This window comes from Alteromonas sp. W364 (assembly GCF_031846205.1).
Classification (GTDB): Bacteria; Pseudomonadota; Gammaproteobacteria; order Enterobacterales; family Alteromonadaceae; genus Glaciecola; species Glaciecola blandensis.
In genome coordinates, this window is sequence record NZ_JAVRID010000003.1 from 401,042 (window position 1) to 427,538 (window position 26,497).

Below are 26,497 nucleotides of genomic sequence, written 5' to 3' on the forward strand. Positions count from 1 at the left end.
AAGTCGACATTCCTCACAAGGAAGTAAAATGAAAAAAGTGATTATTCCTGTAGCACTTATCGCTGCGATTGGCCTAATTGGCCCTAAACTAGCCGGTTCAAGCTATAACACCCAACTCGATGAGTTTGTTACCAGCGTAAATGACATGCCAGGTTATACGGCGACGATTAACGAGCGCACCCAAAATTGGTTCACTAGCTCTTCAGTCATAGAGTTTGGTCTCGATCCAGCAATGTTTGAAGATGAAGCGTTGCCTGCTGAACAAATGGAAATGTTTCAAGATCTTACCTTCACGTTAAATGTAAATGCCCAACACGGTCCAGTGCTTCTTCTCAACGGCTTCAGCTTAGGGTTAACCGCAGTAAAAGCAGAAACGGATCTAGATACATTCCGCGATAGTTTGCAATATGCTGGCGATCAGAGTTTTTACACTATCGCAGGTAATGTTGGTTTTACGGGTTCATTCAATGGTACTGACACCATCCCTTCGTTTACGCAAGCAGAAGGTACAATTGATGGTGGCTCACTAGAGTTCAGTGGCTGGAAGGGTGAATTTTCTGTGTCCAGCTCGAACACTATTTATGACGGTGCTATGGACTCATTCAAGTTCGCTGCACCAGACGCTGATACAGAAGTTACGATATCCACGATAACGATGGAGTCCTCGCTCGAAGGTTCTTTCGCTGCGGCTATGGAGAACGTTCTCTATAACTCTAATGCGAAGTTCGTAATGGGAGAGCTCGCTGTTTCTTCACCATTAGAAGAAGCCAACATGTCGATGCGAAACTTCGTCATTGATGCGGTGACTAAAGTAAATGACGCGGGCACGTTGATGGATATGGATTTAAATTATGCAATGGATGAGCTCAGCGTAGTTGGCGTAGACGCCAAGAATGTACTCCTTAAGACAGAGTTTAACAACCTAGAGAAAACATTCTTCCAAGCTTATCAAGAAGCGAGTATGGACCCTGAGTTGTTGCCAGAAGTGATGGAAACAAAGCTACTTCCTCAACTACAAGCAAACCCTGAGATAAATATTGCTGAACTGTCTGGTCAAATCAATGACGGCAACTTTACGGGTAAGATTCATACTAAGCTCGAAGGTGTCGATGCAATGCCGGCATTAATAACCGACACGAGTTTTTGGATGTCGAAGTTAGTCGTGGATTCTAAAATAAGCATGGATAAAGCAATGGCTTTGTGGATTGGTGAGCAAGCTGTAAGCGCTCAAATGATGTCTGACCCCAATACTGCCGGTATGACAGAAGAAGAAATCAGCGCGATAGCTGCCCAACAAGTTGAAGGCATGATTGGTATGTTTACTCAACAAGGTATGATTACAGTGACGCCTGAAGGTATGCATGAAATGACTTTCACCATGAAAGATGGTCAGGCAATGTTAAATGGTAACCCAATGCCTCTACCTTTCTAAGTGACACGTCATATAGCTAAACAGCATTGTTGTTAGCGGATAGTCAGTAGAAAATCTCAGCCCAGCATGTGCTTTCACCTGCTGGGCTTTTTTAGCGTTTGGTTTTCGGCCTTTGTTTAGGACCTTGGTTTTAGCATTGCTTTTTAGAGCGTAATTTTTACTGCATCCGCTACTTGTGTTGATAAACGGATCGCGGCTTCAACACTCTCAGCTCGCGCCAATCCGACCCCCATTCGCCTACGCCCAGCAACTTCTGGTTTACCAAATAATTTAAGGTCGGTATTGGCTACACTGAGAGCTTCAATTAAGTTTCCGAAGCTCACTTGTGTCGAATTTCCTTCTACCAATAACGCTGTTGACGCCGACGGTCCATGGAAATGAATGTTCGGGATTGGCAATCCTAAGAATGCTCTGGCGTGCAAAGCAAATTCAGATAAGTCTTGAGAAATAAGCGTGACCATGCCAGTGTCATGAGGTCTTGGCGATACTTCACTAAAGAAAACATCATCACCTTTGATAAATAATTCAACACCAAACAATCCTTTTCCACCCAGCGCTTGAGTCACTTTACTCGCAATCTCTTTTGATAATGCCAAAGCTGCATCACTCATCTGTTGTGGCTGCCATGATTCACGATAATCACCCTCTTCTTGGCGATGTCCGATAGGCTCGCAAAAGGATGTACCACCTTGATGACAAATGGTCAGCAAGGTAATTTCATAATCAAAATTAACAACCGATTCAATGATGACTTTTCCTTTACCTGCCCTACCACCCTCTTGTGCATATTTCCAAGCTTGTGCAAGTTCAGATTGGTCTTTAACAAAAGATTGTCCTTTTCCTGACGAACTCATGATGGGTTTAATAATACATGGAAAGCCAATGCTATCAGCCGCTGATACAAAGTCGTCATAGTTATCTGCAAAAGCATATTGAGAAGTTGGCAGGCCTAAGTCCTCAGCAACCAAACGGCGGATCCCTTCACGATTCATAGTTAAGTGCGCCGCTTTAGCCGACGGAACCACATGAAAGCCTTCATCCTCTAAATCGAGTAAGGTTTGTGTGGCAATGGCTTCAATTTCGGGAACAATAAAGTCTGGTTTTTCCTCTAAGGCAATCTTGCGTAGCGCGTCACCATCGAGCATTGAAATACAATAGCTGCGATCGGCCACCTGCATACCTGGGGCATTTTCATAACGATCCAACACAATCACTTCACAACCTAAACGCTTTAATTCAATCACCACTTCTTTACCCAACTCACCGCCGCCACATAGCATGACCTTCGTTGCTGTTGAAGAAAATGGGGTACCAATATTTGTCATGACGATCCTTTTTAATTAATTTGGGCGCTCAGCACTATGAGCCTAATTGAGAGTTTGTTGCGTATCAAAACTTAATACTACACCTGATTAAACTCGATCAAAATATGCCGCACAGTTTCATTATAAAAACTTACCTACTGATACTTAGCTTATCACTCAGTGCATGCAGCCCAAGTATTCAGGGCAATAATACGAGCTCAAAAGTACCTAAAGAAGAATATAGAATGGCTTGGTCGAGTTTTATGACTAGCACTATCATCAGCGATAGCGAGACCATTGATGTGCAAAGTATTGCCGAACAATTACAAAGTTTAGTCAATGAGAATAGTCAAGCATGGCTAGGTGCTAAAGCATATAAGAACTCCGAAGTATTGACGCCCGCGCTGTCGGAAAATAACGCGAAAAGAGAACGCCAGTACAATCGGTATAAGTTACTTTTGTTTCAGCTCGCGACCACCTACGGGAAGAAAGAGTTACATCGTATATCTCAACAAGTGAGCCCTTATGATCCAAAGCAAGCCGCTGACGAGGCTATATACATTGCTTCTTTAGAGCATTTACTCGAGACCATGCCTGTATTAGAAAACGGAGGGTTGGAAGTATATTACGCCGACAACGCTGAAGGCGTATTTGCATATTCGAGACAAAATGGTAGCGCGCGAGCATATATCGCATTGAATTTCTCCTTTAATACACAGGAAATGCCACTGCCATTTGGTTTCATGGCATCAACAAAAGTAGCCGTTTGGCAAAGTGACTCCGTTAGTGCGTCTGGTAACGATATTGAGCGCTTTGTCACACAACAAGCCATCAGTGTTCAAGCCTTCTCTGGAAAAGTAGTGATAGTAGAGTGACAAGTTCAATCAAGTCAGGAAGTTGCAGAAACCCATCATCTTGTATAAGTTAATGTATATCACGTGTTGCCCATATTAGAATATTGAGCACTGACAAAGAAGTGAATATTGCCAAATCATTTTAGTGAGCAAGCAATCAGTTTTTGTGAATCCTTACCTGGTCCAGCACTGCTATTGGGCCCAGACAAACTGTGCCACATCAACACTCACCTACTCGGCTTAAACCTGGGTGATGTCAAGCTCTCAGAGCTCATCAATACTGTGAGAGATTCTTTACAAAACGCTATCCATGAGGGCGCAAGCCCGATTGCGAACACGTCTTTTCGGGCGATAGAAACACAAAAGCAAACATACCTAGTGTCTTTGAGTAGTTCAGCGCCAGTTGAGCAAGGAAAGCGCTATAACGCGATGGTGAAGGCCCTTCATCGAATGAGTGAAGCTGTCTTAATAGTTGATGAGTTTGGCTATATTGATTTTTGCAATGATACTCTGTTCCAACTATTTTCCTATTTAGAAAGGCCAACCGTAGAAGGTCAAAGAATCGGAAATTTGTTTACGCTCATAGCGGAACAAGTGCTGTCAGAGAACCCAAAGCGAGCAAAAGCATTCGGCAGGTTACTCAAACGAAAATTGAAACAAAAACAAGCGATTAACTTTTCGTTTAAGAATACAGATAGTCGATATATTGAATACCGAGATACCGTATCTGAAGCTGGTGAACGGATTTGTATGTTTATCGATGAATCTTCGATTATGTTTTTACATGAACAGCTTGAACTTGCTTATACGGAATCCCTCAGCCTAAGTAAGGCTAAGAGCAGCTTTATGGCAGCAATGAGTCATGAAGTGAAAACACCGCTGAATGCGATGATCGGGATTTTAGATCTTTGTGCATTAGAGCCTCAATTCGCAAAACACGAATACATATCAAGACTATCAAGCAGTGCTGACCATCTACTTCGCTTAGTGAACGACGTACTCGACTTCACTAAGTTCGATGCTGAAAAAGTCAGCTTGTCTAAGGTTCGGTGTGAGGTGCGCCCTCTGTTTGAGCAAATAGCGCTTGATCAGATTGCATTGTGCGAACACAAGGGGATTCACTTATCTTTATTTATTGACCCTGAATTACCTACCCATATTGAAGTAGATGACATTCGAATTTCGCAAATTCTCAACAACCTGATCAGCAATGCAATTAAGTTCTCACCAAACGAACATGGTCACGTTTCAATTAGCATAGAAAAAAATTCAGAATCATCATTCTTGTTAAGCGTTACAGATAATGGGATCGGCATTGCAGGTGACAAACAAGAAACCATCTTCGAAAGCTTCTCACAAGCATCAACTGACATACACCGCACCTTCGGTGGAAGTGGCTTGGGTTTAAGTATTTGTAAACAAATTTGTGACTTAATGGAGGGCAAAATTGAAGTGGATAGTGAGTTAGGAAGAGGAACACAGTTTTCTGTCACGCTGCCACTTCATACAGACGATGAGCCCTTTAAGCAGAGTTTACAAAAAACCTTGGATTGCTCGAAAACACTGTTAACTAACGACGCTAAATTCTATGACTCACTGCAAAAATATCAGCCTTATTTTGATAGCGAATTCGTATTTATTGAAAATATTGAAGATATCAGTAGCGCAAACAAGGTAATTATAACGAACAAAGAAATCCACCATGGCGAGCCGCAAAACAGTCTTTTCCATTTGGGATCAAACCCCTACTCTTTGGGTGGCTCAAGTTCCGCCATTGTAAATAGAAGTCCATTGCTACTTACCCAAATCGTACATTGCTTACAAAGTGGAACGAGCCAAGATAACTCGTCTACTAAAACTGTCGATACAAGTACTCTTTTTGAGCATACACACACCTCGATACTGTTTGTGGAAGATAACCCAAACAATTTATTTGTCATTAAAGAACAAGCAAAAGCCTTAGGCTTAAACGCACACTTTGCCCACGATGGACACTCAGCTCTTGAGTGCTGGCAAAAGCATGAGTTTGATGTGGTTATCACTGACTATCAAATGCCAGGCATGTCTGGTGCAGAGCTCATCTCTACACTGAGATCCTATGAATCAAGCTATGGATTACCACCCAATAAGATGTTTGTTCTTACTGCAGATAAAACTGAAGACTGCGAGTATGAATGCAACAAGGCGGGTGCCGATAAAATCATCATGAAACCAATTTCCGTGACAAAGCTGCACGCACTGATAGGTTTGGTAAGTCCAGAAAACGGCGAAGATAAAGCAATAGAGACCACAACTAGCCTTGAAATCGACGATACTGCCTCTTTTGAAGAGCTTGACTTTGCATGGGACACAAAGAGTGTTTTTGATATATCAGTCATCCATGAAATACTGGACGAATCTGATGTTGGGGAGATCGCTGATTTCCTAAAAATGTATATGGACAACATTGAGCAATCTGTTATTCAATTGGAGTACGAGATTAGCTCAGGTAAGTTTTCTCAAGCTGGTAAAACTGCACACAGTATGAAAAGCAGCGCGAAAGTTGCGGGAAATCATCCCATGTTTTTGAGTTGCGAAAAACTAGAAGACTTGTGCAAAACCGGCAATGCCGAGGAAATAGGTCAGTTGTTTATGCAGGTGAAAAAACAACTCGACGACTCTTTAATTGACATCAAAAATTGGATCCGCAATGAAATCGACGATTAAAGACTACAAAATAGTGCTGTATGTGACCGACATGGAAAATGATAAGGTCATGTTTGAAAAAATTAAGCAGTACTTCGAAAACTGTGAAGCATGTCGCAGTTTAAAAGAGTTATGTCGTCATCTCACGACCAAAAACACGCCCACTGTTTTCTTGATGACGGGTGATAATCTCGAAGAAAGCATGCTCAATTACTATCGGTCATTGGACGCAGTAAAAGACTACACCGTTTGTGAACACAAGGTGGTTTCTCTCATACCACTTAAATCAGAAATTGATGCCTTTGAAGCACATCGATGCAATGCAATTGACGACTATTTGATTGCCAGACCTCTGTATGAAGCGAATAGAATCGTCCTCATTATCGAGCACTTATTGTTGGAGTTAGGCGTATCGCTACCGTCCATGCGTGAAGAACAGCTCAGTAAAAGACTAACGAACAATGTAAGTGAAGAATTCGCTGCTCTTATGTCTCGGTTACTAGAAGATAAAAATCAAATTGAATTGTCATTCAAAAGCTCAATTGAAGATATTGAGACTTGTTTGAACCAAGCTGATAAAAAAATCCAACAACATCAAGCGGTCGACCTTGATCTGAATAAACTACAAGAAACCCTCAAACAAATACGTTCAAATGAAATTCGCCCAAAACTACTGGAATTGCAAGCAAAGGCCATTTCATTGCTTGAAAAAACCATCACTTTTGGCGCCTCAGGAAACGCTGAAGATGAAACAGACACTGCAAAGTCAGATGAACCCACGCCAGTATTTAATCGCCTTTATCAGCAAGATATCAATGCGCAAGATGACCCCAACACCAAGCAGTCGGCAATACGAATTTTGTTAGTTGAAGATGATTTGATCAGTCAAAAATTAACCGTGAGGCTGCTAAGTTCATTAAACACAAAAACCGAGCTTGCCGTATCTGGAAGACGGGCTTTAGCAAGCCTCAGCAGCGTAAAATATGATTTAATTTTAATGGACATCAGTTTACCGGATACAAACGGCATTTATATAATGTCGCAAACAAAAACGGAGGGTCATTTAAATTATGACACTCCTATTATTATGCTGACCGGTAGCAAGAGAAAGCAAATAGTGGCTGAAGCACTAAAAAATGGTGCTAAAGGTTATGTTGTTAAACCGCTGACTAAGAAAACCATACAAGCCATTTTCGAGAAACACCTGCCTCATTTACAATGAGCGCCTTGGCAGGACCATAAGCCCAAAAGCACACTATAGGTTTATCTTCGCCCCACCGAAAAATAAAAAACCCTTTTGTAAAACTCATCCGTTGGTAAGCAATAAGAAGCACATAAAATCCATACCTCACTGTAAACAAATAAAGGGGTGGATTGTGAATTAAGCTAACCAAAGGATGACTATCATGACTAAACAACACCGACTGCTAAATACACAGAAGAATCTAGCTAGCATTAATCAAACAAGACCTTATCCTGTGCGCTTTAAACGAAGCGTTCTGGTAGCGGCTACCAGCGCAGCAATCGTATTTTTGAGCGCTTGTGCAGCACCTGAAGACAAGTCTACTCAGCAAATTCAGGAAAAAGAACAAGCGGCTAAAGCTGAACAAACAGCGCGCGCACATGAACAAAAACAAAAGGCATTAAGAGCTGAGGCAAACAGAACCCGAGATATCGCTTCGATCATGCGCTCCGCACCGCAGCAAGAACAAGCGTTCATGAAAATGGTTTCTCGCCCAATGCCACCAGAGTTTGATAAAGATGTGCAATGGCAGGCAACACCAAGCAATGGTGAGAAGTATGAGTCGCCCGAAATTAACGAGGTGAAGATAAGTGCATTGGAGCCAGTCTCAACCTTTTCTATCGACGTTGATACTGGCAGCTATACGAACACGAGACGCATGTTAAATCAGGGCTATTTGCCACCGGCTGACGCGGTAAGAATTGAAGAGTTCATCAACTATTTCGACTATCAATATGAGGCTCCTCAGACAATCGATACGCCGTTTAGTGTTAACACAGCAGTTTCTGAAGCGCCATGGGATAGCGAGCGCCACATTCTCAGAATTGCGCTAAAGGGCTATCAAGCCGAACTGAGTGAATCGAAAGGCAGCAACTTAGTATTTCTACTTGATGTTTCTGGCTCAATGAACCAAACAAACAAGTTACCACTGTTAAAGCGCTCTCTCACCATGTTGACCAATCAACTTAACAGTAAAGATAAAGTGTCTATTGTTGTCTACGCCGGCGCATCAGGCGTGGTGCTCGAGCCAACTGATGGCAATAACAAGCTAGCGATTCAACAAGCACTGGATAAACTCAGTGCTGGCGGTTCAACCAACGGTGCAGCAGGCATAGAACAAGCCTATCAATTAGCAGAGAAAGCCTTTATTAAAGGGGGGGTGAATAGAGTTATCCTGGCAACTGATGGCGACTTTAATGTTGGCACTGTTAACCACGATGCACTCTTGAACCTAATCAAACAGAAGAAGCAAAAAGGCATTGCCCTAACCACCCTTGGTTTTGGCCAAGGTAACTATAACGACCATTTAATGGAGCGGTTGGCAGACGCCGGAAATGGTAATTATGCTTATATTGATACAATTAACGAAGCACGCAAAGTCCTAGTTGACGAGCTACAATCGACCATGCAGATAATCGCGAAAGATGTCAAAATTCAGGTTGAATTCAACCCAGACAATGTGGCGGAATATCGTCTGATTGGTTATGAAAACCGCCAACTTGCTAACGAAGATTTTAATAATGATAAAGTGGATGCGGGTGATATTGGCGCTGGCCATAAAGTGACGGCGCTGTACGAAATTACCTTGAGCGATAGCAAAAATAAATTCAACGATGAACGCCGCTATACCAGCTCGGAGTCAAGTCTGAAAAAAGCGACTGAATCAGATAACACCGCCGACGAATTAGCATATGTTAAGCTACGATATAAACCAACTGATTCTGATACTAGCCAATTAATTGATACGATAGTGAAAAAGCGGGATATAAAAACATTCGCCCAGCAAAGTAATGATTTTAAGTTTGCAAGCGCAGTCGCGAGCTTTGCTCAGCGCTTAAAGAACAGTAAATACGCAGCGAACATCGACTATCAGTGGATTACCCAAACTGCCTTGCAGACAAAAGGCAAAGATGAGTTTGGCTACCGTAGTGAGTTCATTCAGTTAGTGCGAAATGCAGAGCAACTAAGTGCCCGAGATGTCGTTAGTGCGGATAGTGAACGACTTAGCCAAATGAGGAAGTGAGTGGACGAACTCTCAGATGAATTGTTGATGAAGCGTTATGCAAATGGTGATTTTGCAGCCTTCGAGACTTTATATAAGCGTAACAAGGGCGGTGTGTATCGCTACTTGTTGCGCCAATTAAAACAACAGAATTTGGCTGAAGAGCTATTTCAAGAAGTGTGGAGTGCGGTCATTGATAGCGCTTCAAACTACCAACAGAGTGCTAAGTTTACGACGTGGCTATACCGCATCGCACGCAACAAAGTCATCGATCAACATCGACATTTAAAAGTGGTCAGTACTGTGATGGCTGACCACGATCAAGTTGAAATTGAGGATTCGTCTCAAGATGCTCAAGATAGAAATGATCCACCCAATAGTACTTCGGTTCAAAATGACACTCCTCAACAAGCGCATGAACGAGCTATTCAAGCTGAAGCAATCACACATTGTTTAGAGAAATTGCCAAAGCATCAATTAGACTCGTTTTTACTCAGAGAAGAATCTGGCTTATCACTCAATGATATTGCTCAAATTCTTGATGTAGGACTAGAGGCTGCTAAAAGTCGCTTAAAAACAGCATACAAGAATTTACGTTCTTGCTTAAACCAGCGCGATATTAGGCTTAAACCATAAGGAGCTTCGGAACATGAGTCAGACACCACCAAACGACAAACCCATGAATGAAGATGAAGCATGGGTAAGCAAACAGTATCAAAAAGCGATGCGTGAACAACAAGTAAGCGAAAGTCAGTCTTCGCCTAGTGTTGCTATTGATGACGCTATTTTGGCAAAAGCAAAGCAGGCCAATATAATGCAAGGAGTGACACAACAAGGCGGTACAAAACAAACAAGCACTCAGAAAAAGCCATATTCTTGGCTGCGTTGGCAATACGGCGGTTCCGTGGCAGCCTCTGTGCTTATATTGGTATTTATTTATATTGGCCAGCATGAAAATATGCCCGAACAGGCGGTATTATCAAACCCTACAAGCCCAAGTTCATTGATAGACACTCAAGAAGAATTACTTGCACCCTCGCCTATGCAAACGAGAAATTCTGAAAGCAAATCAATGGAGCTGGTTGCTAACGAAATGGATAGCCTTTCCTCTGGAATGGAAGCACCAATAGAGCTGAGCTTAACAGCGCAAGCGAAAGCTGTATTTACGCAAATGCAAAGTATCAGGCAGGCCGATGAAATTGCAGCTCGAAGCGCCATGGCCATGCAAGCTCGTGCGAAAAAAGAAAGCCAAAGGCGTCTTGTTGAAAAAGAAAAAGTCAGCCTGAAAGACAGTACGGAAAATAAGGAAACGAGTAGCAAGCAAGATGCCAGTGAAGTGCCTCAGAAAGTGGTAAACGCTGAAAATCAGACGCAAGCAAACACAAAAAAACCAGACAGCTACATCGAGTTACAAGTAACCTTGTTCAATATCTTACAAAAACAAAAGTTAACAGAAGAAGACTGGCGCTTGCCTGAAAAATACAAAGCAGGATTAACAGAGAAGCAAATCGCAATACTGCTCAAAGAGGAATAAGGAGCCTGAACGCCGCTTAAATAAGCACCTCAGTCACAATTAAGCCTCATAGTATTAACAACACAACCGATATGTGTATACTAGTTTTCTTCTTTTACACCTTGATAGGCCATTGATGTTTGCATATGTAGCACGACAAGCGATTTACGACACGAAGAAAAACGTGTTTGGCTATGAATTATTATTCCGCGATGGTGTAAAAAACTGTTTCCCTGATATCTCTCCAGACGAAGCCACAAGCAACATGCTAGCCGCCAGTCACTTGTCTATCGGCGTAGAAAGCATCACTTTCAACAAAGCCGCATTTATCAACTTCCATACCGACACTATTATTTATCGATTTCCGTCTACGCTAGACCCCAAAAATGTCGTTATTGAAATTGTTGAAACGGTCGATGTCAGCCCTGAATTGGTAAAGGCTTGCGAACAAATCCATGAAATGGGTTATAAAATTGCGCTAGATGACTATGACTTTAGTGCTCATTGGCAGCCACTCATGCCCTTCATATCGTATATCAAACTGGAAGTTGAAGCGGTTGACTTAACAAATCCAAGTGTCGTTGACCAAATAGACGCCTTTAAGAAACAAGGTATAACATTAGTCGCAGAAAGGGTCGAAACTCATGAAGAGTTCGAACGCTTTAAAGAGGCTGGTTTTCACTATTTTCAAGGTTATTTTTTATCTAAACCAGAAGTGGTAAAGCATAAAAACATTGATATCTCGATGACCTCTGTCGTCGAACTTTTACGCATTAGCGTAGCAACGACCTTAGATGTGCAGAAGGTCACTGAAGTGTTTGAAAAGGATGTAGGGCTTACATTTAAGCTAATGCGCTTTATCAACAACCCCAGTGTAAACAAACGCAACAAAATTGAGTCTTTGTCTCATGCCCTAAAGTTTTTAGGTCATGTTGAACTGAAAAAGTTTATTGCCTTGTTAACACTTGCTAATTTGAAAGGTAACAAGCCCGAAGACTTATTAGTTTCAAGCTTAACCCGAGCACAATTCTGTAAGTTAGTGTCATCTAAAATGGGCATTGCTGAAGATCCACCAAATAGTTTTATTTTAGGTTTGTTTTCGCGCACTGATGCTTTGCTCGATATGCCCATTGAACAGGTCTTAGAGAAGTTACCTTTCACTGAAGTCATCAAAAATGTACTGTGTAAAAAAGAGCAAGAGGATGAACTCGCTCAACAATATCAATTGTGCGTCGCGTTTGAGACTGCAGATTGGGCTAAAATTGAAGCTTTCGCTGAAAGAATTAATTCACCAATGGAAGATCTTTTTCAGATGTACTATCAAGCGACTACTTGGGCGAATGAAATGAAGAGTAGTTTGTAATAAGCATCAAACTACGTTCATAGGCATGCCTGTTTACATTGCCGTTTTTTGCAATTTCTTGTGTTGTTCATTCACCAACATCAAAGCCGCTGAGCTGTATATTTTGTATAGCTCATAATTGAAAATGCCCGCTTTTACTGCAGGGTCGGTTTTCACCCAAGCTTCAGCCGTTTCTAAACTATCGGTATTGAAAATGAATAAGCCTCGTTTTGGCCTCGCCTCAACAAAAGGGCCAGCAACAACCAGCTTCTTTTCTTCTGCTAACTGACTCATATTGGCAAAATGGCCAGCAAATGCTTTGTCTCTTTCCGCTTTATCTTCAACTGTTTTATCGCCGGTCACTAACAGCACCATGACATAAGATTTCATGCCGTAGTCATCCGCTCCCACCGAGGCTGCGAGCTCTTCATCGTATTCCGCATAGCTATTTACACTCATGCATAAACCAAGCATTAATACATAGTATATTTTTTTGAGTCTGTTTTTCATCGTGACGCCGCTCCTAAGTTAAGCCCTTAAACTCAATAAGATAGAGAGCAAAGGTATAAAACCACAGTACATAAGAGCCCTATAAAATACAAATTCAAAATGCACAGACATCAAAAATAAAAACATAATTTAATCATTAACTTGTGCTTTTTGTTCTGGCCTATAGCGGCATTGTAAAACAATTCCTTGATCAAAAAACATAAGCATTTATACTGTATAAATATACATATAAGCTAATTATGATTAGGTGCTAGATGAAATCTCTGCTACATGATTTACAGAAAAAACAACTTGTGTGGACAGCGGCCAAACTAGATCAACAACAGGAGCGTGTTGCTACAGGTTATCAAAAGCTCGACGAAGCACTCAATGGTGGATTTCCACAATCAGGACTAGTGCACATTGCTTCTATTCTAGGGTGTGGCGAAATGCGTCTAGTCGTGCCAGCGCTACTTAACATGCACGAAGACAAGCGCCTATGTGCCTTCATTGCTCCGCCTCATTTATTAAATGCCGAGTTCCTTCTTAGCGAAGGCATCGACTTAGAACGGGTATTAATTATTCAGGCGAATAGCTCTCAAGAAGCGCTTTGGAGTGCAGAGCAATGTGCCAAAAGTGGCGCCTGTAGCGCTGTATTTGTATGGCAAAATACCTTACAACAAAGCCAAGCAAAAAAGTTAGAGCTCGCGGCTTTAAAGGGCCAATGCTTGAACTTCTTTTTTACCAGTGGTCAGCATCAAATTGAGAATTTGCCGGTTAGCTTGTCACTTTCAATGAAGCGAGATAAGCAAATGGTTCAGGTAAAAATCAATAAACAAAAAGTGGGCTGGCCCTTGCCACCATTTACGGTGAAAGTGCCTTTCAAGGCAAAGCTCGGTTCACCTATGCGAAAACCAATGAAAGCTCAACAACACAATGTTGTTGCACTGCATGCTAATCAATAGTTTAAGCAGTCAAACCCTATGCAGTTCGATACCTCTTCATTGTGGATATATATCTACCTCCCGAATTTACAGTTAAATGTCCAAGAAGCGGAAGGTATTCATCTGCAAGAACCAAATACACAAATGGGGCAGCAACGCTCTCAACAAGCTCGGATTGTATATGATCCCAAACTCAATCAGGTCATTCAGCTAAATCGTGCAGCTGCCAAACTAGGCATTAAGCATGGCATGGGTTTAGCGAGTGCAAGTCTACTTTGTGCTGAGTTAGCGGTCAGTGAATACAAGCTTGAACTTGCTAAGCAAACTCTCGAAAGTTTGGCCAATGAATTGTACTTATTAACCTCTGATATCGTTATTGATGAGCCCCACGGTTTGTATTTACGTGCACAAAATATGCTGCGTTTATATGGCAGTTTAGAGCACTACTGGCAAGCGATAAAACGCAGCTTAGCGCAACACTCATTCGACGTTTATTATGCTAGCGCTTATTCTGTAAATGTAGCAAAACTCATTGCGAAACATCGTCGCCGATTCATGAGTGATAACAAAACCTCCATTGCGCAAGAACTCAAGCAATGTACGCTTTCTATGAGTGATATTGATCGTAAAGATATTGAAAAGCTACAACGTGTCGGCGTAAAAACAATTGATGACTTATTATCACATCCCTTATCAGAGCTTGCTACTCGGGTATCTAAATTGAGTCTACACCTAATTGCTGAGCTACGCGGAGAAGCGCCGGCAAAACTTCGTTTTTACCAACCACCCGAGCATTATCAACAATACCTAGAGCTTCTTTACGACATTGAGCTTGTGGATAAACTTCTTCCTGTGCTTGAGCGTTGTTTGCAAACACTTGAATCATATTTGTTAGTACGTAACGCATTAGCATTGAGTCTGACGATTTGCTTACATCAACGAGAACATGAGCCTATTGAACAAGTGATTAATAGTGCGCAGCCTTTGTACAAAAGCGCTCACTGGCTAGATATTATTGCCCTGCGATTTGAGAGCCTTAGCTTAAGCTCAGCGGTATATGGGATTACATTAAGCTGTCGTAAAATTGAAAAAGCCGACCTGTGTGATAGCGATTTTTTCACCCAAAAAAGCACGCATATTGCGGCAATGACTTTGCTTTCTCGCTTGCAAGCTAAACTTGGAGAAGAGCAAGTGAGCTTGCTGCACTACAGCGACGATTATCGGCCTGAGTGCAATAGTCGATACCATCAACAACAGGACAATAGAAAGCGGATAAAGGCCACTAAAATCTACTTAGACAGGCCGGGGTTTTTACTCAAAGAACCTCGCCCTTTACAAGGCAAGGCACAAATCATAGATGGCCCAGAACGCATTGTGTCAGGATGGTGGGATAAACAAGAAATACAGCGCGATTACTTTTTGGCGCAAAGCCAACAGGGACAGCAATTATGGATATTTAGAACACCCAAAGACGAGTGGTTTATTCATGGTTACTTCATCTAAAAACAAGCTACACGCGGCCTTTGCTGAACTCATCTGCCAAACCAACTTTTCATTTTTGGAGGGTGCTTCTCACCCAGAGGAAATGGTTCGCCAAGCTTACTTTTTACAGTACAAAGCTATTGCTATCACCGATGAATGCTCAATGGCTGGCATCGTGCGCGCTTATGCTGAAATTAAACAACATCATCTACCGATTAAACTGATTGTCGGCAGTAAGTTCGTTTTCAATGGCAACATTATTGTTTTACTTTGCCCCAATAAACTCGCCTACAGTGAGTGCTGCCGTATTATCACCAACGCTCGCCGCCGTGCAGAGAAAGGCCACTATGAGCTAAGCGAATGGGACTTAAAATCGGTGAAGCACTGCCTATGTATTTGGCTTCCTAGCGGTGACAGCCAACAAGATCATGATTGGGCAAGATGGCTCAATAAGCACTACCTTGGACGTACATGGCTAGGTATAAAACGTTGGTTAACCGCAAACGAGTACGAGCACATTAGTTATTGTGAGGATATTGCAGAGCGTTTTGACTTAGATCTTGTCGCGAGCTCATGTGCTTTAATGCATGATCCAAGCAGACAAGCCTTACAACATTGCCAACACGCCATCAGAGAAGCTTGTCTCATCCAAGACTTGGGGCGTGAAGCTTTATCAAATCAGGAAGCTTGTCTAAGACCACTGCAAAAGCTAAGTAATTTATACCCGTCAGCCTGGCTCGAAACCAGTGTTAAAATTGCTGATTTGTGTCACTTTGACCTTTCTGAGTTAGCCTATCAATATCCTGCTGAAATATTACCAGCGGGCTCCACACCCGCTATTTACTTACGCGAACTAGTTGAACAGGGCATTGCAAAACGCTTTCCATCTGGAGTTAGTAAGGAGATCCGCGCCACGATTGAAAAAGAGCTCAAACTCATCAATGAACAGGCTTATGAATACTTCTTCCTCACTATTTACGACATTGTTCAATTCGCCAAAGCCAAGCATATCCTGTATCAAGGCCGCGGCTCAGCCGCAAATTCGATTGTGTGTTACTGCTTAGAAATAACAGCGGTAGATCCACGCCAAATCAGTGTGCTATTTGAACGCTTTATTTCTAAGGAACGCAATGAGCCGCCCGACATTGATGTTGACTTTGAGCACGAACGGCGTGAGGAAATCATCCAGTATATTTATCGCAAATATGGTCGAGAGCGCACCGCAATTGCCGCGACCGTGGTCTGCTATCGTTTTAAAAGCGCCTTACGAGAAGTTGGAAAAGTGATTGGTATCAACAATACCGACTTAGACTATTTTATCAAGAATGTGAATCGTCGAGATCGCGAGCTTAGCTGGCAATCTCAATTGACTGAGTTGGGTATTGATCCTGAATCCCCTAAAGGACAGCACTTCATTCATCTTGTTGAACAACTTATTGGCTTTCCTCGCCACCTTTCTCAGCACGTTGGCGGTTTTGTTATTTCCGCAGGTCCCTTGTATGAAATGGTACCCATCGAAAATGCTTCAATGGCAGAAAGGACGGTGATTCAATGGGATAAGGACGACTTAGAAACATTAAAGCTATTGAAAGTCGACGTGCTCGCGTTAGGTATGCTCACGGCTATTCGTAAGAGTTTCGACTTGATTAAACAGCATTACCAGCACACATATAGCATCCCTTTTATTACTGCACTACCGGATGATCAGCAAGTTTTTGCACAGATCCAAAAAGCCGATACTGTGGGTATTTTCCAAATTGAGTCCCGTGCCCAAATGAGCATGTTACCGCGCCTAAAACCCAAGGAGTATTACGACCTAGTAGTGCAGATTGCGATAGTACGTCCGGGTCCGATCCAAGGTGATATGGTGCATCCATATTTACTTCGTCGTGATGGAAAAGAGCAAATTGATTACCCTTCACCAGAGATCGAAAAGGTACTGAAACGCACTATGGGCGTGCCTATTTTTCAAGAACAAGTCATACAATTGGCAATGGTTGCTGCGGGTTTTTCAGGTGGCGAAGCTGACGGTTTGCGCAGAGCAATGGCGAGCTGGAAGAAAAACGGCGACTTATATAAATTTAAACAAAAGCTTACTGACGGCATGACCGAACGAGGTTATAGCCACGACTATGCGCTAAGGCTATTTGAACAAATTTGCGGTTTTGGTGAGTATGGTTTTCCTGAATCTCATTCGGCTTCGTTTGCAGTCTTAGCGTATGTGTCTGCATGGTTAAAGCATTACTATCCCGAAGCATTCTATGTCGGTTTACTGAATAGCTTACCGATGGGCTTCTATTCACCCTCGCAAATCATTCAAGATGCCAAACAGCATGGTGTGAGTACACTGAATTTTTGCGTAAATGCATCAGACTACGATCATGCTTTGCAAACCAAGCATGAACAAAGCCAATCGCTAAGCATTCGCATGGGATTACGCTTAGTAAAAGGCTTGAAGAAAGACTCTGTTGACTATTTAATTAAGCAGCGACCAGAAACAGGTTATCAAAGTATTGCGGAAGTACGTCAACTTGGGCTGCCCTCATCTTGTTTACAAGCCCTAGCCAGTGCAAATGCGTTTGCGCAAATAGCAAACGATCGCTATCAAGCACGTTGGCAACTGATGGACTCGATCCAAGAACTGCCTTTGTTTGCTAACAGCGTAGATGAAATACCACAGCCAAGCTACATTAAACAGCCATCACTATTTGATAACCTAATAGAAGACTTTGCGAGTACAGGTTTATCACTTGAACACCATCCCATGGCCTTATTGCATCAAGCAGCATTATTACCAAGGTTTACCCCTGCGAATCACTTAGTCGACATTCCACACCAGTCATTTATTAGCATTATTGGTGTGGTTACTGGAAAACAAAGTCCGGGCACAGCCGCGGGTGTCACATTCATCACGCTTGAAGATCATACTGGAAATATCAATGTGATTGTTTGGCAATCATCAGCTCGCGCACAAAAGCAGGCCTATATGAATGCCAAGATACTACAAGTGAAAGGCATACTGGAAAGGGGTGATGGCGATGTAGTGCACGTTATTGCAGGTAAGCTTGTTGACCAAACTCACCTACTAGCGCAACTAGATTTAAAGTCTAGGGAGTTTCGGTAGCCACTTGTCTAACTTGCAGAGGTGCTAGGGTCAAGCCATCCACTTTCATCAAATTAGACTGATTCAGAGCTGACTCTACCAATAACATTTTTTGACCATCGGGGTGAATGTCTAAGTGAGGCAATAGCATACTCCCACTCAGGGTCCAGCTTTGTAGATTCTCTGCGGGGGCTTCTTGATTGATAGGGATACTGACCAAGATCGTCTGCTCATCCTGCTGTTCAGTAAAATACAGTATCTCATTGAGCAAACTAAAATTGTTGGTGTTATAGCGCTTAATCTCAGTGATCTTATTCTGCTCCTCTAACTGGGCAGCATTAAACACTGGCTCGGCAAACAACAAACTATCCGCTACGAAAAAGGCCTCATTTGCCTCATTAATGGCTAACCACTTTAGCTGATCTAATGGTTTAAGAAACACCAAGCCTTCGGCAATCAGTTCACTCTTGTTCGAACTCATATCGTGAGCATATATCTTGTTCACCCATTGTGCAGGCTCAGTACTATTCGTGCTCGCTGCAGTAGTAGCGGCGGTTCGATAATAGACTTTTTGACTATCAAGAGACCAAACGGGATTGCTAGGATTGGCTTCTGGCACATTCAAGAAACGTAGCGTGTTGTTTTTCACACTGTATGCAAATAGTCTGCGGTCTAGCTCACCAATGAACGACTGCTCGTCTGGGCTCAAAACCATCGATTCAATAGAGTCTGATTGCGGCAGATTAAAAACTGCTTTTGATTCGCCTTGATTCAAATACTGGTTGAGCTGTAACTTGTCTTCACTCAAGGATAAGAAATACACACCTTCGCCTTGATTAAAGTAACTTGGAAAGAAATCAACGCTAGCGTTAGCAAACTGCGCCGTGCTCATATAGTCAATACTTTGAAACACTGCTGGCCTTTCAATAACATCCACACTTCGCTGCCCTAACTCTTGCACAACAAAACAGTATTCAGCGCATTGACTGATCACTTTGTTAATTGGTTTCGGTAGGCCAGTCCATTCATAAAGACGCTGCTTTTGGATATGTAAATTGAGAAGCGTATTTGAATTGCTGGCGATGCTGACACTTTCGCCCTCAGGTGACCATACAAAGCTACTCGCCGGGCTTGGTAAAGTTTTGGTAACGACTACTTCGCCCACTTCTTGGTTAAGAATAACCATTACAGCGCTATTTGTATGATTTGCCAAAACACCCAACATACGTCCGTCTGCTGATTCCTTGGCCGCTACGACTCTCGCCTCTGCGGAGATTGGCAAGGTGACGATGCGAGATGATTTAGTCGCCAAATCATATTTTATCAAGCCGTAACTCGCATTGCCGTCTTCAGCTTTGGCCTGACCATATAAATAGAGTGACTTGCCATTGTTAGCATAAGACAAAGCTGCAATGTTTTGAGTTAACAAGGCTGGGTCCAAAGCCAAAGTTTGCGAAGAAACTAGGTTTAACTTATCGTCCAAATCAAATAATACGATCGATTCACCACTTTCATCGGTTCTGGTAACAATCGCCTGGCGGCCATCCGCTGACAAAATGCCATTGGTGAAGTCGGCATCCGCCCACGTGAGTCGTTTAGCCGCCCCTTGCCCCAACTCTTTGGCAAAAACCTGTAAATATGACTCATTATTCCCTTGGTGTGAAAACAGGAGTCGATCATTTTTTGATAAGTAAGGACTTACTTCACTACCTTTAATTTGTGTAATAAGTGAGCTTGTGACTTCGCGTTTTGGTGTTAGATCCTTACTTTGAAATGACCCAAATTGAGATTGAATAAGTAAAGTAAGGGCAATGACTAGGACGGCACCAAAAGCATAGAAAACATATTTTGATCGCCACCAATCACCCTGGTGAAAATTGATTTCAACAGGCATTATGAACAAGTAGCCTTTCAAAGGAACCGTTTTTAGGAACTTCGGTGCACGTGCGTTATCACCCAGTGCAATGCGCAGCTTTTTCACTAAGGCTCGAATTGCATCATCACTTGCGGTCTTGCCAGACCACACCTCAGCAACAATTTCTTCGCGTGAAACGATGTGCTCTTTATGTCTGATCAGCAATAATAGAAAAGTGAATACTTGAGGTTCTAATTTGACTGGCTCACCTTTGAAGGTGACATTGCCACTAGGGGTTTGGATCACGAAATTATCAAAGGTGATTTCGCTTTCACCAAAATATTGCAGCAGGGAATCTTGCACTTAGCTTCCTATATGACTTTTTGTGAACGGCTGAAGGCCGCTTATTTACTTATCTTAGGACAGACAAGAAAACTCATGTTCACTATTTAGGCTATCGACTATATCACCAATTTAGATGAACGTGTATGCTTCACCGCTTATTTTTTACTCACCCTTTTTCATGTAAAGGTCGCACATTTACTCTTTAATTTCATCCGTTCGTAGCCATCTTTATTCGCTACTTTCGCCCTCGATGAAGAAATTTTACTTCTTGATGATGCCATGTGACCTTGCGTTTGCAAAATCGGACAATATGTTCACATTGCAATTTCACAAACAGTCTGCAGTTAAAAAGGTGTCAGTTCAAACAAGGCAAAAACCGATAAAAACTCTCCCGAACCTGACAAATGCGAAAATATGTCAGGGGTAAACTAAACGTCAACTCGCAAATGCAAAATAGGTTCTATGGATTGATATGGAAGTTAAAAAAATATAAGTGTGATTAACTCTGCTCTCGTTTTGTCATTTTTACTTTCAAAAATATCGGATAATTTATGATTAATTTGAACGCCCTCATTAGAGATGTTTTGTGTCGCTCATAAAAGATACGCATAACTGAAAATTAAAAATTTCGCATAACCGACAATTTTTCACTCTTAACGTTTTCTGATCTCAATTTTTATAAGAATAAAGCCAAACCCTCAGATCATAATGATGGATCGAATTCTCTCGATTTTGAGCTCAATTTCAATCTGGTTGGTCTTAAGAAATTCGCTACATATAATAAATCAAAGAGCACTAAAATGACGAATAAAGCTGAATTTTTTAAAGTTACGCAAAACCAAAAAAAGAACAGATTCATTGTCTCATCATGAATTGGACTATTTTCTTAACTAGTATGATGAGAATTTTATTCTCCAACAATTACATAAACTTAAACCACCCCAGTAAGCACTTACAAACCATAATTAAAATGATGAAAATATAAGAACAGAAAAGCGTTAGTTTATTGCTCGAACTGGCCGCCTGAGTTGTGATGTCATGGCTAGCAGAACTTATCTTAGGCAGGCTATTTATGCCGTATTTAATGTACCGAGTAGACTAGATGATGATACACACGAGAAATGGCATGCTATTAATCTTTGACATTATATAGTATCTTCAAAAGTCGTTTAAATATTGAGTTGTACAGGGATGACGTCTTACAGCAAAATCATGAAGGACAAAGCTTCTTCACTTACTAAGCAATTATTTCTATTAGGCACATTGTCTATTCTTGGTGCATGCGGGTCAACTCAGCCTTCTAATCAACAAGCCGTTGCCGTTAGTAACGCATCATCACCAACAGAAGCTCGCCAATCAGCATCAAGTATTGATTCTCAAGCAGTGAGCATGCTGATTCAAATATCTGCTTCATTAGCAAGGAAAAATCAGCAGCCTGATGTATGGCGAAAAGATATTAGTAATTATGAATCACAAAAAGTGGCAAGAGCGACATCGAAGTATGTCGACTTATCTGACCGAGTTCACACAATCTCAGATGCAAACAAATGCAGCACTCGGCATTTAAGAATTATCAAACAAGCCATGGTTTACCACCCTAGCAGCCTACCCATGTTATCTGTTTTGTTGGATTGTGCTAATCAATACGACATGGTTGACGCTCAAAACTCAATCGCCGACAGTATTGTATCAATTAGCAGTGAACTCATAGGAAGCAGTCAGAATGGTTTTTCTGACAACACACCGCTGAAAGTCCGTGAAGTCTATGAAGCGGAGTATTTGTTGGATTTAGCGGGTATTGATCTATTTGATACAGAAATGGTGGTCGAAAAAGATCGCATTCTTATCATGCACCATGGCATCGACTCTGTCACAAACCAATATTCATTAACCTATGCAGATCAAACAGACTTCTTTATATCCTCAATCAAAGCCACTCTGAGCGACAGTGAATTAACTTACTTTGATGATATCTCCTCAATCATTGATATTAAGAAACAAGCACTTTTATCTTCGCAACATTATGCTGTGCAAATTGATAGTTACCGGAACATGCTGTTCGATGGCGAGTACGAAGAACTCCTTGAAACCATTAACACCAGACAACATGACACTCCCTTAGCGCTGGCATTTCGTGCGCAGGCACACATGGCATTAGGTACGTTCGATGCTCAAGTTAATGTACAGGATGACCTTGTCTACTATGCAGAGTTAGGTATTCCAGAATTACAATCTGTGGCAAGCCAAGCGCTACTTAGAATGGACGTTGAAGGTAATGTAAGCATTGTCAGTCAAGCCTTTATGCGAACCGTTGATAAAATTGGCTTGGAGAATGCCAGCTATCTTTGGGTTCGCACCTTTTTAGCGGATTCAGAATTCAATCTTTACTTAGACCTCTTGGCGAAACAACTTGATACTCATGTTGTTGACGCTTGGAAGCTATCACTCACGAATTTTGCTGGCACGCGACCACTATTATCAAGCTCGTTACGAAAGCGAATAAAGGATTTTTACACTGTATTGCAAGCGCATCAGGCTAGCGATATCGCAATGCAAGGGACACCACAAAAGTGAACACAAAAACAATGATTAACACCTACAAACTACTTTTTGCCAATATACTTGGCTTCTTCGTTATAACTTCATTCTCAGCCAGCGCGCAAGTAATCGAATCCAATAGCTTCCAGTATGAAATAGATGAAACACCAGCTTGGGTAGAAGTTCGCGCCAAGAGGAGTTATGAAGTAGATGCAGGCTTTGGCATAAACTATCAGTTATTAGATTCACAGTTTCTCGTACAAGGCGACGTTCGCCAAAGTTACCGACGCACAGTACATACAATTAGTTCAGAACAGGGCTTGCAAGATGGCGCTCGCTTAGAGGTTAGTTTCAGCCCTGATTTTCAAAATTTAATCTTCCATGACATCACGCTCACGCGGAATGGCCAAGAGCAAAGTATTATTCAATCTGCCGATATTCGTTTGATCCAACCTGAAAGCGAATTAAATATGGGCTTAATAACCGGTCAAGTGACTGCCTTAGTATTACTTTCAGACGTGCGGGTCGGTGATCAAATCGATTACTCGTTTACCATAGACGGTGTTAATACAATCTTTGGCGACAAAGCCTTTACCGGCTACACAACAACTTGGCAGGTGCCTGTCAATGATAGTTATATAACAGTGTTGTCAGATCAGAAGATGCAATACCGAATGGAAAATACGCCAGGGGAAATTCAGGTTAAGCAAATGGATTCGGGATTAACGCGCTACGATTGGACATACCAAGATGTACCTGAGGTAGCGGGTGAAGACAACTATCCATATTGGCATAACCCCTATGGATTTATTGAATTCACCTCTTATCAATCATGGGCAGAAGTAGTTAACTGGGCAACTGAGCTATTTCCATACAGCGATGAATTGTCACCGCAAATCCACGCTAAAAACCAAGAATGGTTAGATAGCAGCGAAAATAAAAAAGATTACATTAATAAGGTGATTGAATTTGCCCAAAATGATATCCGTTACTTAGGACTTGAGCTTGGACAAAATAGCCATAAACCACATAGTCCAATTGAAGTATTCGATAGACGCTTTGGTGACTGTAAAGATAAGGCACTTCTGATTGCTGCCTTACTTCAAGATGCAGGAATTGAGGCTCATGCCGCTTTAATTTCAACAAACCAACGCAAAAAACTGCTCGATGTTTTACCTAGTCCAGGGCAGTTTAACCATGTAGTTACGCGCTTTATTTACGATGGGAAAGAATACTGGATCGATGGCACTAAATCATTTCAGTTGACTGATTTGGACAACAAGAGTATCAATAATTTTCAATATGGCTTGTTGATCAAAGACGACGAGACAAGTTTAGTACCGGTTACGCCGCCGACTCAACATGCTAGAGATGTAACCTTAAACGAACGTTTTGATTACAGCGATAAAACGAGCGATGTGAAAGTGCAAATTGACATAGTCTATACGGGTGCTGAAGCCGAGAGGATGCGAGAATATATCGCCAGTGCCGGTATGAAAGTGTTCCAATCGGAACTATATAACTATTATTTAAGAACCTACCCAACGCTGGTAGAAGAAAGTGATCTCACTAAGTCAGATTCTTATGTAGACAATCGCCTGACTTTCAGTAGTACTTACCTCATGCCGAATCCATTTATTAGTACTGAAGAGACCATCGTCTTTCCCCTATACGGTACCAATGTAAGCTCTTATGTGGAACTTCCTGCTGTTAAGGAGCGTAAGATGCCGATGGCTTTATATGAAGGATTCACCTCGGAACACAATATTGATATTAAGCTACCTTTTTCGATCGGTTGGGAGCTTGAAGATAAAGATCTGACCATTGAAGATAAGGGCATAAGCTATCAACGGAATATTGTTGCTGAGCCAAGCGCCATTAGTGTGTCACATAAATACGCTACAAAATCAGACCACATTGCTGCCGATGATACAAAAGAGCATATTGCTAATATTCGTGATATTAGAGATGCGCTTTACTATTCAGTTGCAGTGCCCAATAAATCGAACTCCGTAAGCAAGTCCTTGCAACAACGCCTTCGTGAGGCATTAGGCAAAAACTAAAATGGGTGCAGAGTTAATTTATTGTTGGTTCTTGAGGCAAGCTTGGCCTAAGATTTAGGCTTAGCTTGAAATAGAAATGTCATGGGTATATGAAGACGTTTATTCCAAGACACTTCATTATGACCCGCGCCTTCATCTTTAAAGGTTAACCAGTCACTATTTGTGTACCCTTTAGTCTTCATTAGTTCGTCAACTAGCACTTGGTAAGGCTCGTAAAAACTATCTAAATCTTCAGTACCAAAATCATAATATATTTTGTGATTCCCTGCTTCCGGGAAATTGTCGCTCATATAGGCCACGATAGAGCCTCCGATACCATTGGATTGCTCGGGGACCCATCCAGGAAAATGAGTTGAGATACAGGCCGCTTTCCCAAACTCATTGGGATATTCGCTCAAGGCATACATAGAAATTAGTCCGCCCATGCTAGACCCCATCAAAGCAGTATCTTCCCTCTTTGTGCTAACTGAATATTTTGATTTTATAAATGGCTTCAGTTCTTTTACTAAAAACTGAAGGTAATTGTCTGCCATAAAATCAATCTCAAGAAAGGCCTCTGGAATGCTTTCTGAGCTATTCTTTGCATACACTTGTGCCTTTTCTGGGAAATACTCCTGGTAACGCGTGTCGTCTAAGCTATCTATGCCCACAACGATAAACGGAGGCACCTTTCCATCTTTGATGAGCTTTGAAACAACTTCGTCCACACCCCACTCTTGTTTGTTCCATGTGTTTGTCGGATCAAACAACATATGGCCATCATGCATATACAAAACAGGGTACTTTTTCTCTACCGTATAACCATCAGGTAACCAAACGTGTACATTTCTTGGTGCGATAAACTCGGATTCAAAGTTTTCAATTGTATGAATGCTACCCTCACTGATTACTTTAGGGATTGGTCGTGCAGCTACACATAGCATCAAAACAGTGATGCAAAGAAGTAATTTATATTTCATCGTCAAAGTTCCTTTTACCTATATTCAACTAAGCTTCTGCCTATTTACATAAAAAAGCCAGCACTACGAAGGTGAATTCGTATGTAATGCTTTGAACATGTAAGAAGGCACTCAACAAAAACACCCTAAAAAAGGGGTCAGTAAAAAAGGGGTCAGAGTGAATTAAAAAGGGGGTCAGAGTGAATTTATTTTTCTGGCTTTGAGTAGGCGCTCACCAATATAAACCTTCAAACGGCAGGGATGCCGTTTGGGAGCGGGCAGGATGCCAACAAGCGTGTTTATATTGGTGAGGGCCTGCTCAACGCTAAATGATAAATAATTCACTCTGACCCCCTTTTTAATTC

Annotated in this window: 17 protein-coding genes; 13 read left to right on the top strand and 4 right to left on the bottom strand. The window is 41.8% G+C overall.

The window, feature by feature from the left end; all coding sequences use genetic code 11:
- Window positions 1-28 precede the first annotated feature (28 nt).
- Window positions 29-1,432, top strand: a complete 1,404-nt coding sequence (locus RM556_RS07145) for a YdgA family protein (RefSeq protein ID WP_311374267.1) — start codon at window positions 29-31, stop codon at window positions 1,430-1,432.
- 143 nt (window positions 1,433-1,575) lie between these two features.
- Here the strand turns inward: RM556_RS07145 and purT are convergent, their stop codons facing one another.
- Window positions 1,576-2,757 (bottom strand): formate-dependent phosphoribosylglycinamide formyltransferase, encoded by a 1,182-nt coding sequence (purT, locus tag RM556_RS07150; RefSeq protein ID WP_409220062.1) that lies wholly within the window; start codon window positions 2,755-2,757, stop codon window positions 1,576-1,578.
- A gap of 224 nt (window positions 2,758-2,981) precedes the next feature.
- On the opposite strand from purT, the gene RM556_RS07155 reads away from it, so the two are divergent.
- From RM556_RS07155 to RM556_RS07185, 7 genes are all read left to right on the top strand, one after another.
- On the top strand, window positions 2,982-3,611 hold the full coding sequence (locus RM556_RS07155) for a hypothetical protein (protein WP_311374268.1): 630 nt from the start codon (window positions 2,982-2,984) through the stop codon (window positions 3,609-3,611).
- A 108-nt stretch (window positions 3,612-3,719) separates the two neighbouring features.
- Window positions 3,720-6,296 (top strand): ATP-binding protein, encoded by a 2,577-nt coding sequence (locus RM556_RS07160; protein WP_311374269.1) that lies wholly within the window; start codon window positions 3,720-3,722, stop codon window positions 6,294-6,296.
- A complete protein-coding gene (locus tag RM556_RS07165; protein ID WP_311374270.1) occupies window positions 6,280-7,497 on the top strand; it encodes a response regulator in 1,218 nt (405 codons plus the stop codon). Before RM556_RS07160 ends, RM556_RS07165 begins: the two co-directional genes overlap by 17 nt.
- 184 nt (window positions 7,498-7,681) lie before the next feature.
- Window positions 7,682-9,541 (top strand): VWA domain-containing protein, encoded by a 1,860-nt coding sequence (locus tag RM556_RS07170; protein ID WP_311374271.1) that lies wholly within the window; start codon window positions 7,682-7,684, stop codon window positions 9,539-9,541.
- A complete protein-coding gene (locus tag RM556_RS07175; protein ID WP_311360743.1) occupies window positions 9,542-10,156 on the top strand; it encodes a sigma-70 family RNA polymerase sigma factor in 615 nt (204 codons plus the stop codon). It abuts the gene before it with no gap.
- A gap of 13 nt (window positions 10,157-10,169) precedes the next feature.
- Complete coding sequence (locus RM556_RS07180) at window positions 10,170-11,054, top strand: hypothetical protein (RefSeq protein ID WP_311374272.1); 885 nt, start codon at window positions 10,170-10,172, stop codon at window positions 11,052-11,054.
- A gap of 115 nt (window positions 11,055-11,169) precedes the next feature.
- On the top strand, window positions 11,170-12,396 hold the full coding sequence (locus RM556_RS07185; protein ID WP_311374273.1) for an EAL domain-containing protein: 1,227 nt from the start codon (window positions 11,170-11,172) through the stop codon (window positions 12,394-12,396).
- Window positions 12,397-12,429: 33 nt separating this feature from the next.
- On the opposite strand, the gene RM556_RS07190 is transcribed toward RM556_RS07185, so the two are convergent.
- On the bottom strand, window positions 12,430-12,885 hold the full coding sequence (locus tag RM556_RS07190) for a YciI family protein (protein ID WP_311374274.1): 456 nt from the start codon (window positions 12,883-12,885) through the stop codon (window positions 12,430-12,432).
- A gap of 254 nt (window positions 12,886-13,139) precedes the next feature.
- Here RM556_RS07190 and imuA point away from each other — a divergent pair, with 254 nt between their 5' ends.
- From imuA to RM556_RS07205, 3 genes are read left to right on the top strand one after another with little or no spacing between them, the layout of a single operon-like run.
- Window positions 13,140-13,829 carry a translesion DNA synthesis-associated protein ImuA gene (imuA, locus tag RM556_RS07195; RefSeq protein WP_311360737.1) on the top strand — a complete coding sequence of 230 codons (690 nt, stop codon included), beginning with the start codon at window positions 13,140-13,142 and terminating at the stop codon, window positions 13,827-13,829.
- 18 nt (window positions 13,830-13,847) lie between these two features.
- Entirely contained in the window at window positions 13,848-15,311 is a 1,464-nt protein-coding gene (locus RM556_RS07200; protein WP_311374275.1) for a DNA polymerase Y family protein, read from the top strand.
- A complete protein-coding gene (locus RM556_RS07205) occupies window positions 15,295-18,414 on the top strand; it encodes an error-prone DNA polymerase (protein WP_311374288.1) in 3,120 nt (1,039 codons plus the stop codon). The genes RM556_RS07200 and RM556_RS07205 overlap by 17 nt, the downstream gene beginning before the upstream one ends.
- On the opposite strand, the gene RM556_RS07210 is transcribed toward RM556_RS07205, so the two are convergent.
- Window positions 18,398-20,611 (bottom strand): winged helix-turn-helix domain-containing protein, encoded by a 2,214-nt coding sequence (locus tag RM556_RS07210; protein WP_311360735.1) that lies wholly within the window; start codon window positions 20,609-20,611, stop codon window positions 18,398-18,400. The genes RM556_RS07205 and RM556_RS07210 overlap by 17 nt on opposite strands.
- Window positions 20,612-21,805: 1,194 nt before the next feature.
- On the opposite strand from RM556_RS07210, the gene RM556_RS07215 reads away from it, so the two are divergent.
- Window positions 21,806-23,167, top strand: coding sequence for a hypothetical protein (locus tag RM556_RS07215; protein WP_311374276.1), 1,362 nt, complete (start codon window positions 21,806-21,808; stop codon window positions 23,165-23,167).
- Complete coding sequence (locus RM556_RS07220; protein WP_311360733.1) at window positions 23,164-25,194, top strand: DUF3857 domain-containing protein; 2,031 nt, start codon at window positions 23,164-23,166, stop codon at window positions 25,192-25,194. The genes RM556_RS07215 and RM556_RS07220 overlap by 4 nt, the downstream gene beginning before the upstream one ends.
- 47 nt (window positions 25,195-25,241) lie before the next feature.
- Here RM556_RS07220 and RM556_RS07225 read toward each other — a convergent pair whose 3' ends face one another.
- On the bottom strand, window positions 25,242-26,153 hold the full coding sequence (locus tag RM556_RS07225) for an alpha/beta hydrolase-fold protein (protein WP_311374277.1): 912 nt from the start codon (window positions 26,151-26,153) through the stop codon (window positions 25,242-25,244).
- Window positions 26,154-26,497 lie beyond the last annotated feature (344 nt).

Coding starts and splice junctions, on each gene's coding strand:
- RM556_RS07145 (WP_311374267.1), top strand. CDS start 29: ATGAAAAAAGTGATTATTCCTGTAGCACTTATCGCTGCGATTGGCCTA.
- purT (WP_409220062.1), bottom strand. CDS start 2,757: ATGACAAATATTGGTACCCCATTTTCTTCAACAGCAACGAAGGTCATG.
- RM556_RS07155 (WP_311374268.1), top strand. CDS start 2,982: ATGGCTTGGTCGAGTTTTATGACTAGCACTATCATCAGCGATAGCGAG.
- RM556_RS07165 (WP_311374270.1), top strand. CDS start 6,280: ATGAAATCGACGATTAAAGACTACAAAATAGTGCTGTATGTGACCGAC.
- RM556_RS07170 (WP_311374271.1), top strand. CDS start 7,682: ATGACTAAACAACACCGACTGCTAAATACACAGAAGAATCTAGCTAGC.
- RM556_RS07180 (WP_311374272.1), top strand. CDS start 10,170: ATGAGTCAGACACCACCAAACGACAAACCCATGAATGAAGATGAAGCA.
- RM556_RS07185 (WP_311374273.1), top strand. CDS start 11,170: ATGTTTGCATATGTAGCACGACAAGCGATTTACGACACGAAGAAAAAC.
- RM556_RS07190 (WP_311374274.1), bottom strand. CDS start 12,885: ATGAAAAACAGACTCAAAAAAATATACTATGTATTAATGCTTGGTTTA.
- imuA (WP_311360737.1), top strand. CDS start 13,140: ATGAAATCTCTGCTACATGATTTACAGAAAAAACAACTTGTGTGGACA.
- RM556_RS07200 (WP_311374275.1), top strand. CDS start 13,848: ATGCAGTTCGATACCTCTTCATTGTGGATATATATCTACCTCCCGAAT.
- RM556_RS07205 (WP_311374288.1), top strand. CDS start 15,295: ATGGTTACTTCATCTAAAAACAAGCTACACGCGGCCTTTGCTGAACTC.
- RM556_RS07215 (WP_311374276.1), top strand. CDS start 21,806: ATGAAGGACAAAGCTTCTTCACTTACTAAGCAATTATTTCTATTAGGC.
- RM556_RS07225 (WP_311374277.1), bottom strand. CDS start 26,153: ATGAAATATAAATTACTTCTTTGCATCACTGTTTTGATGCTATGTGTA.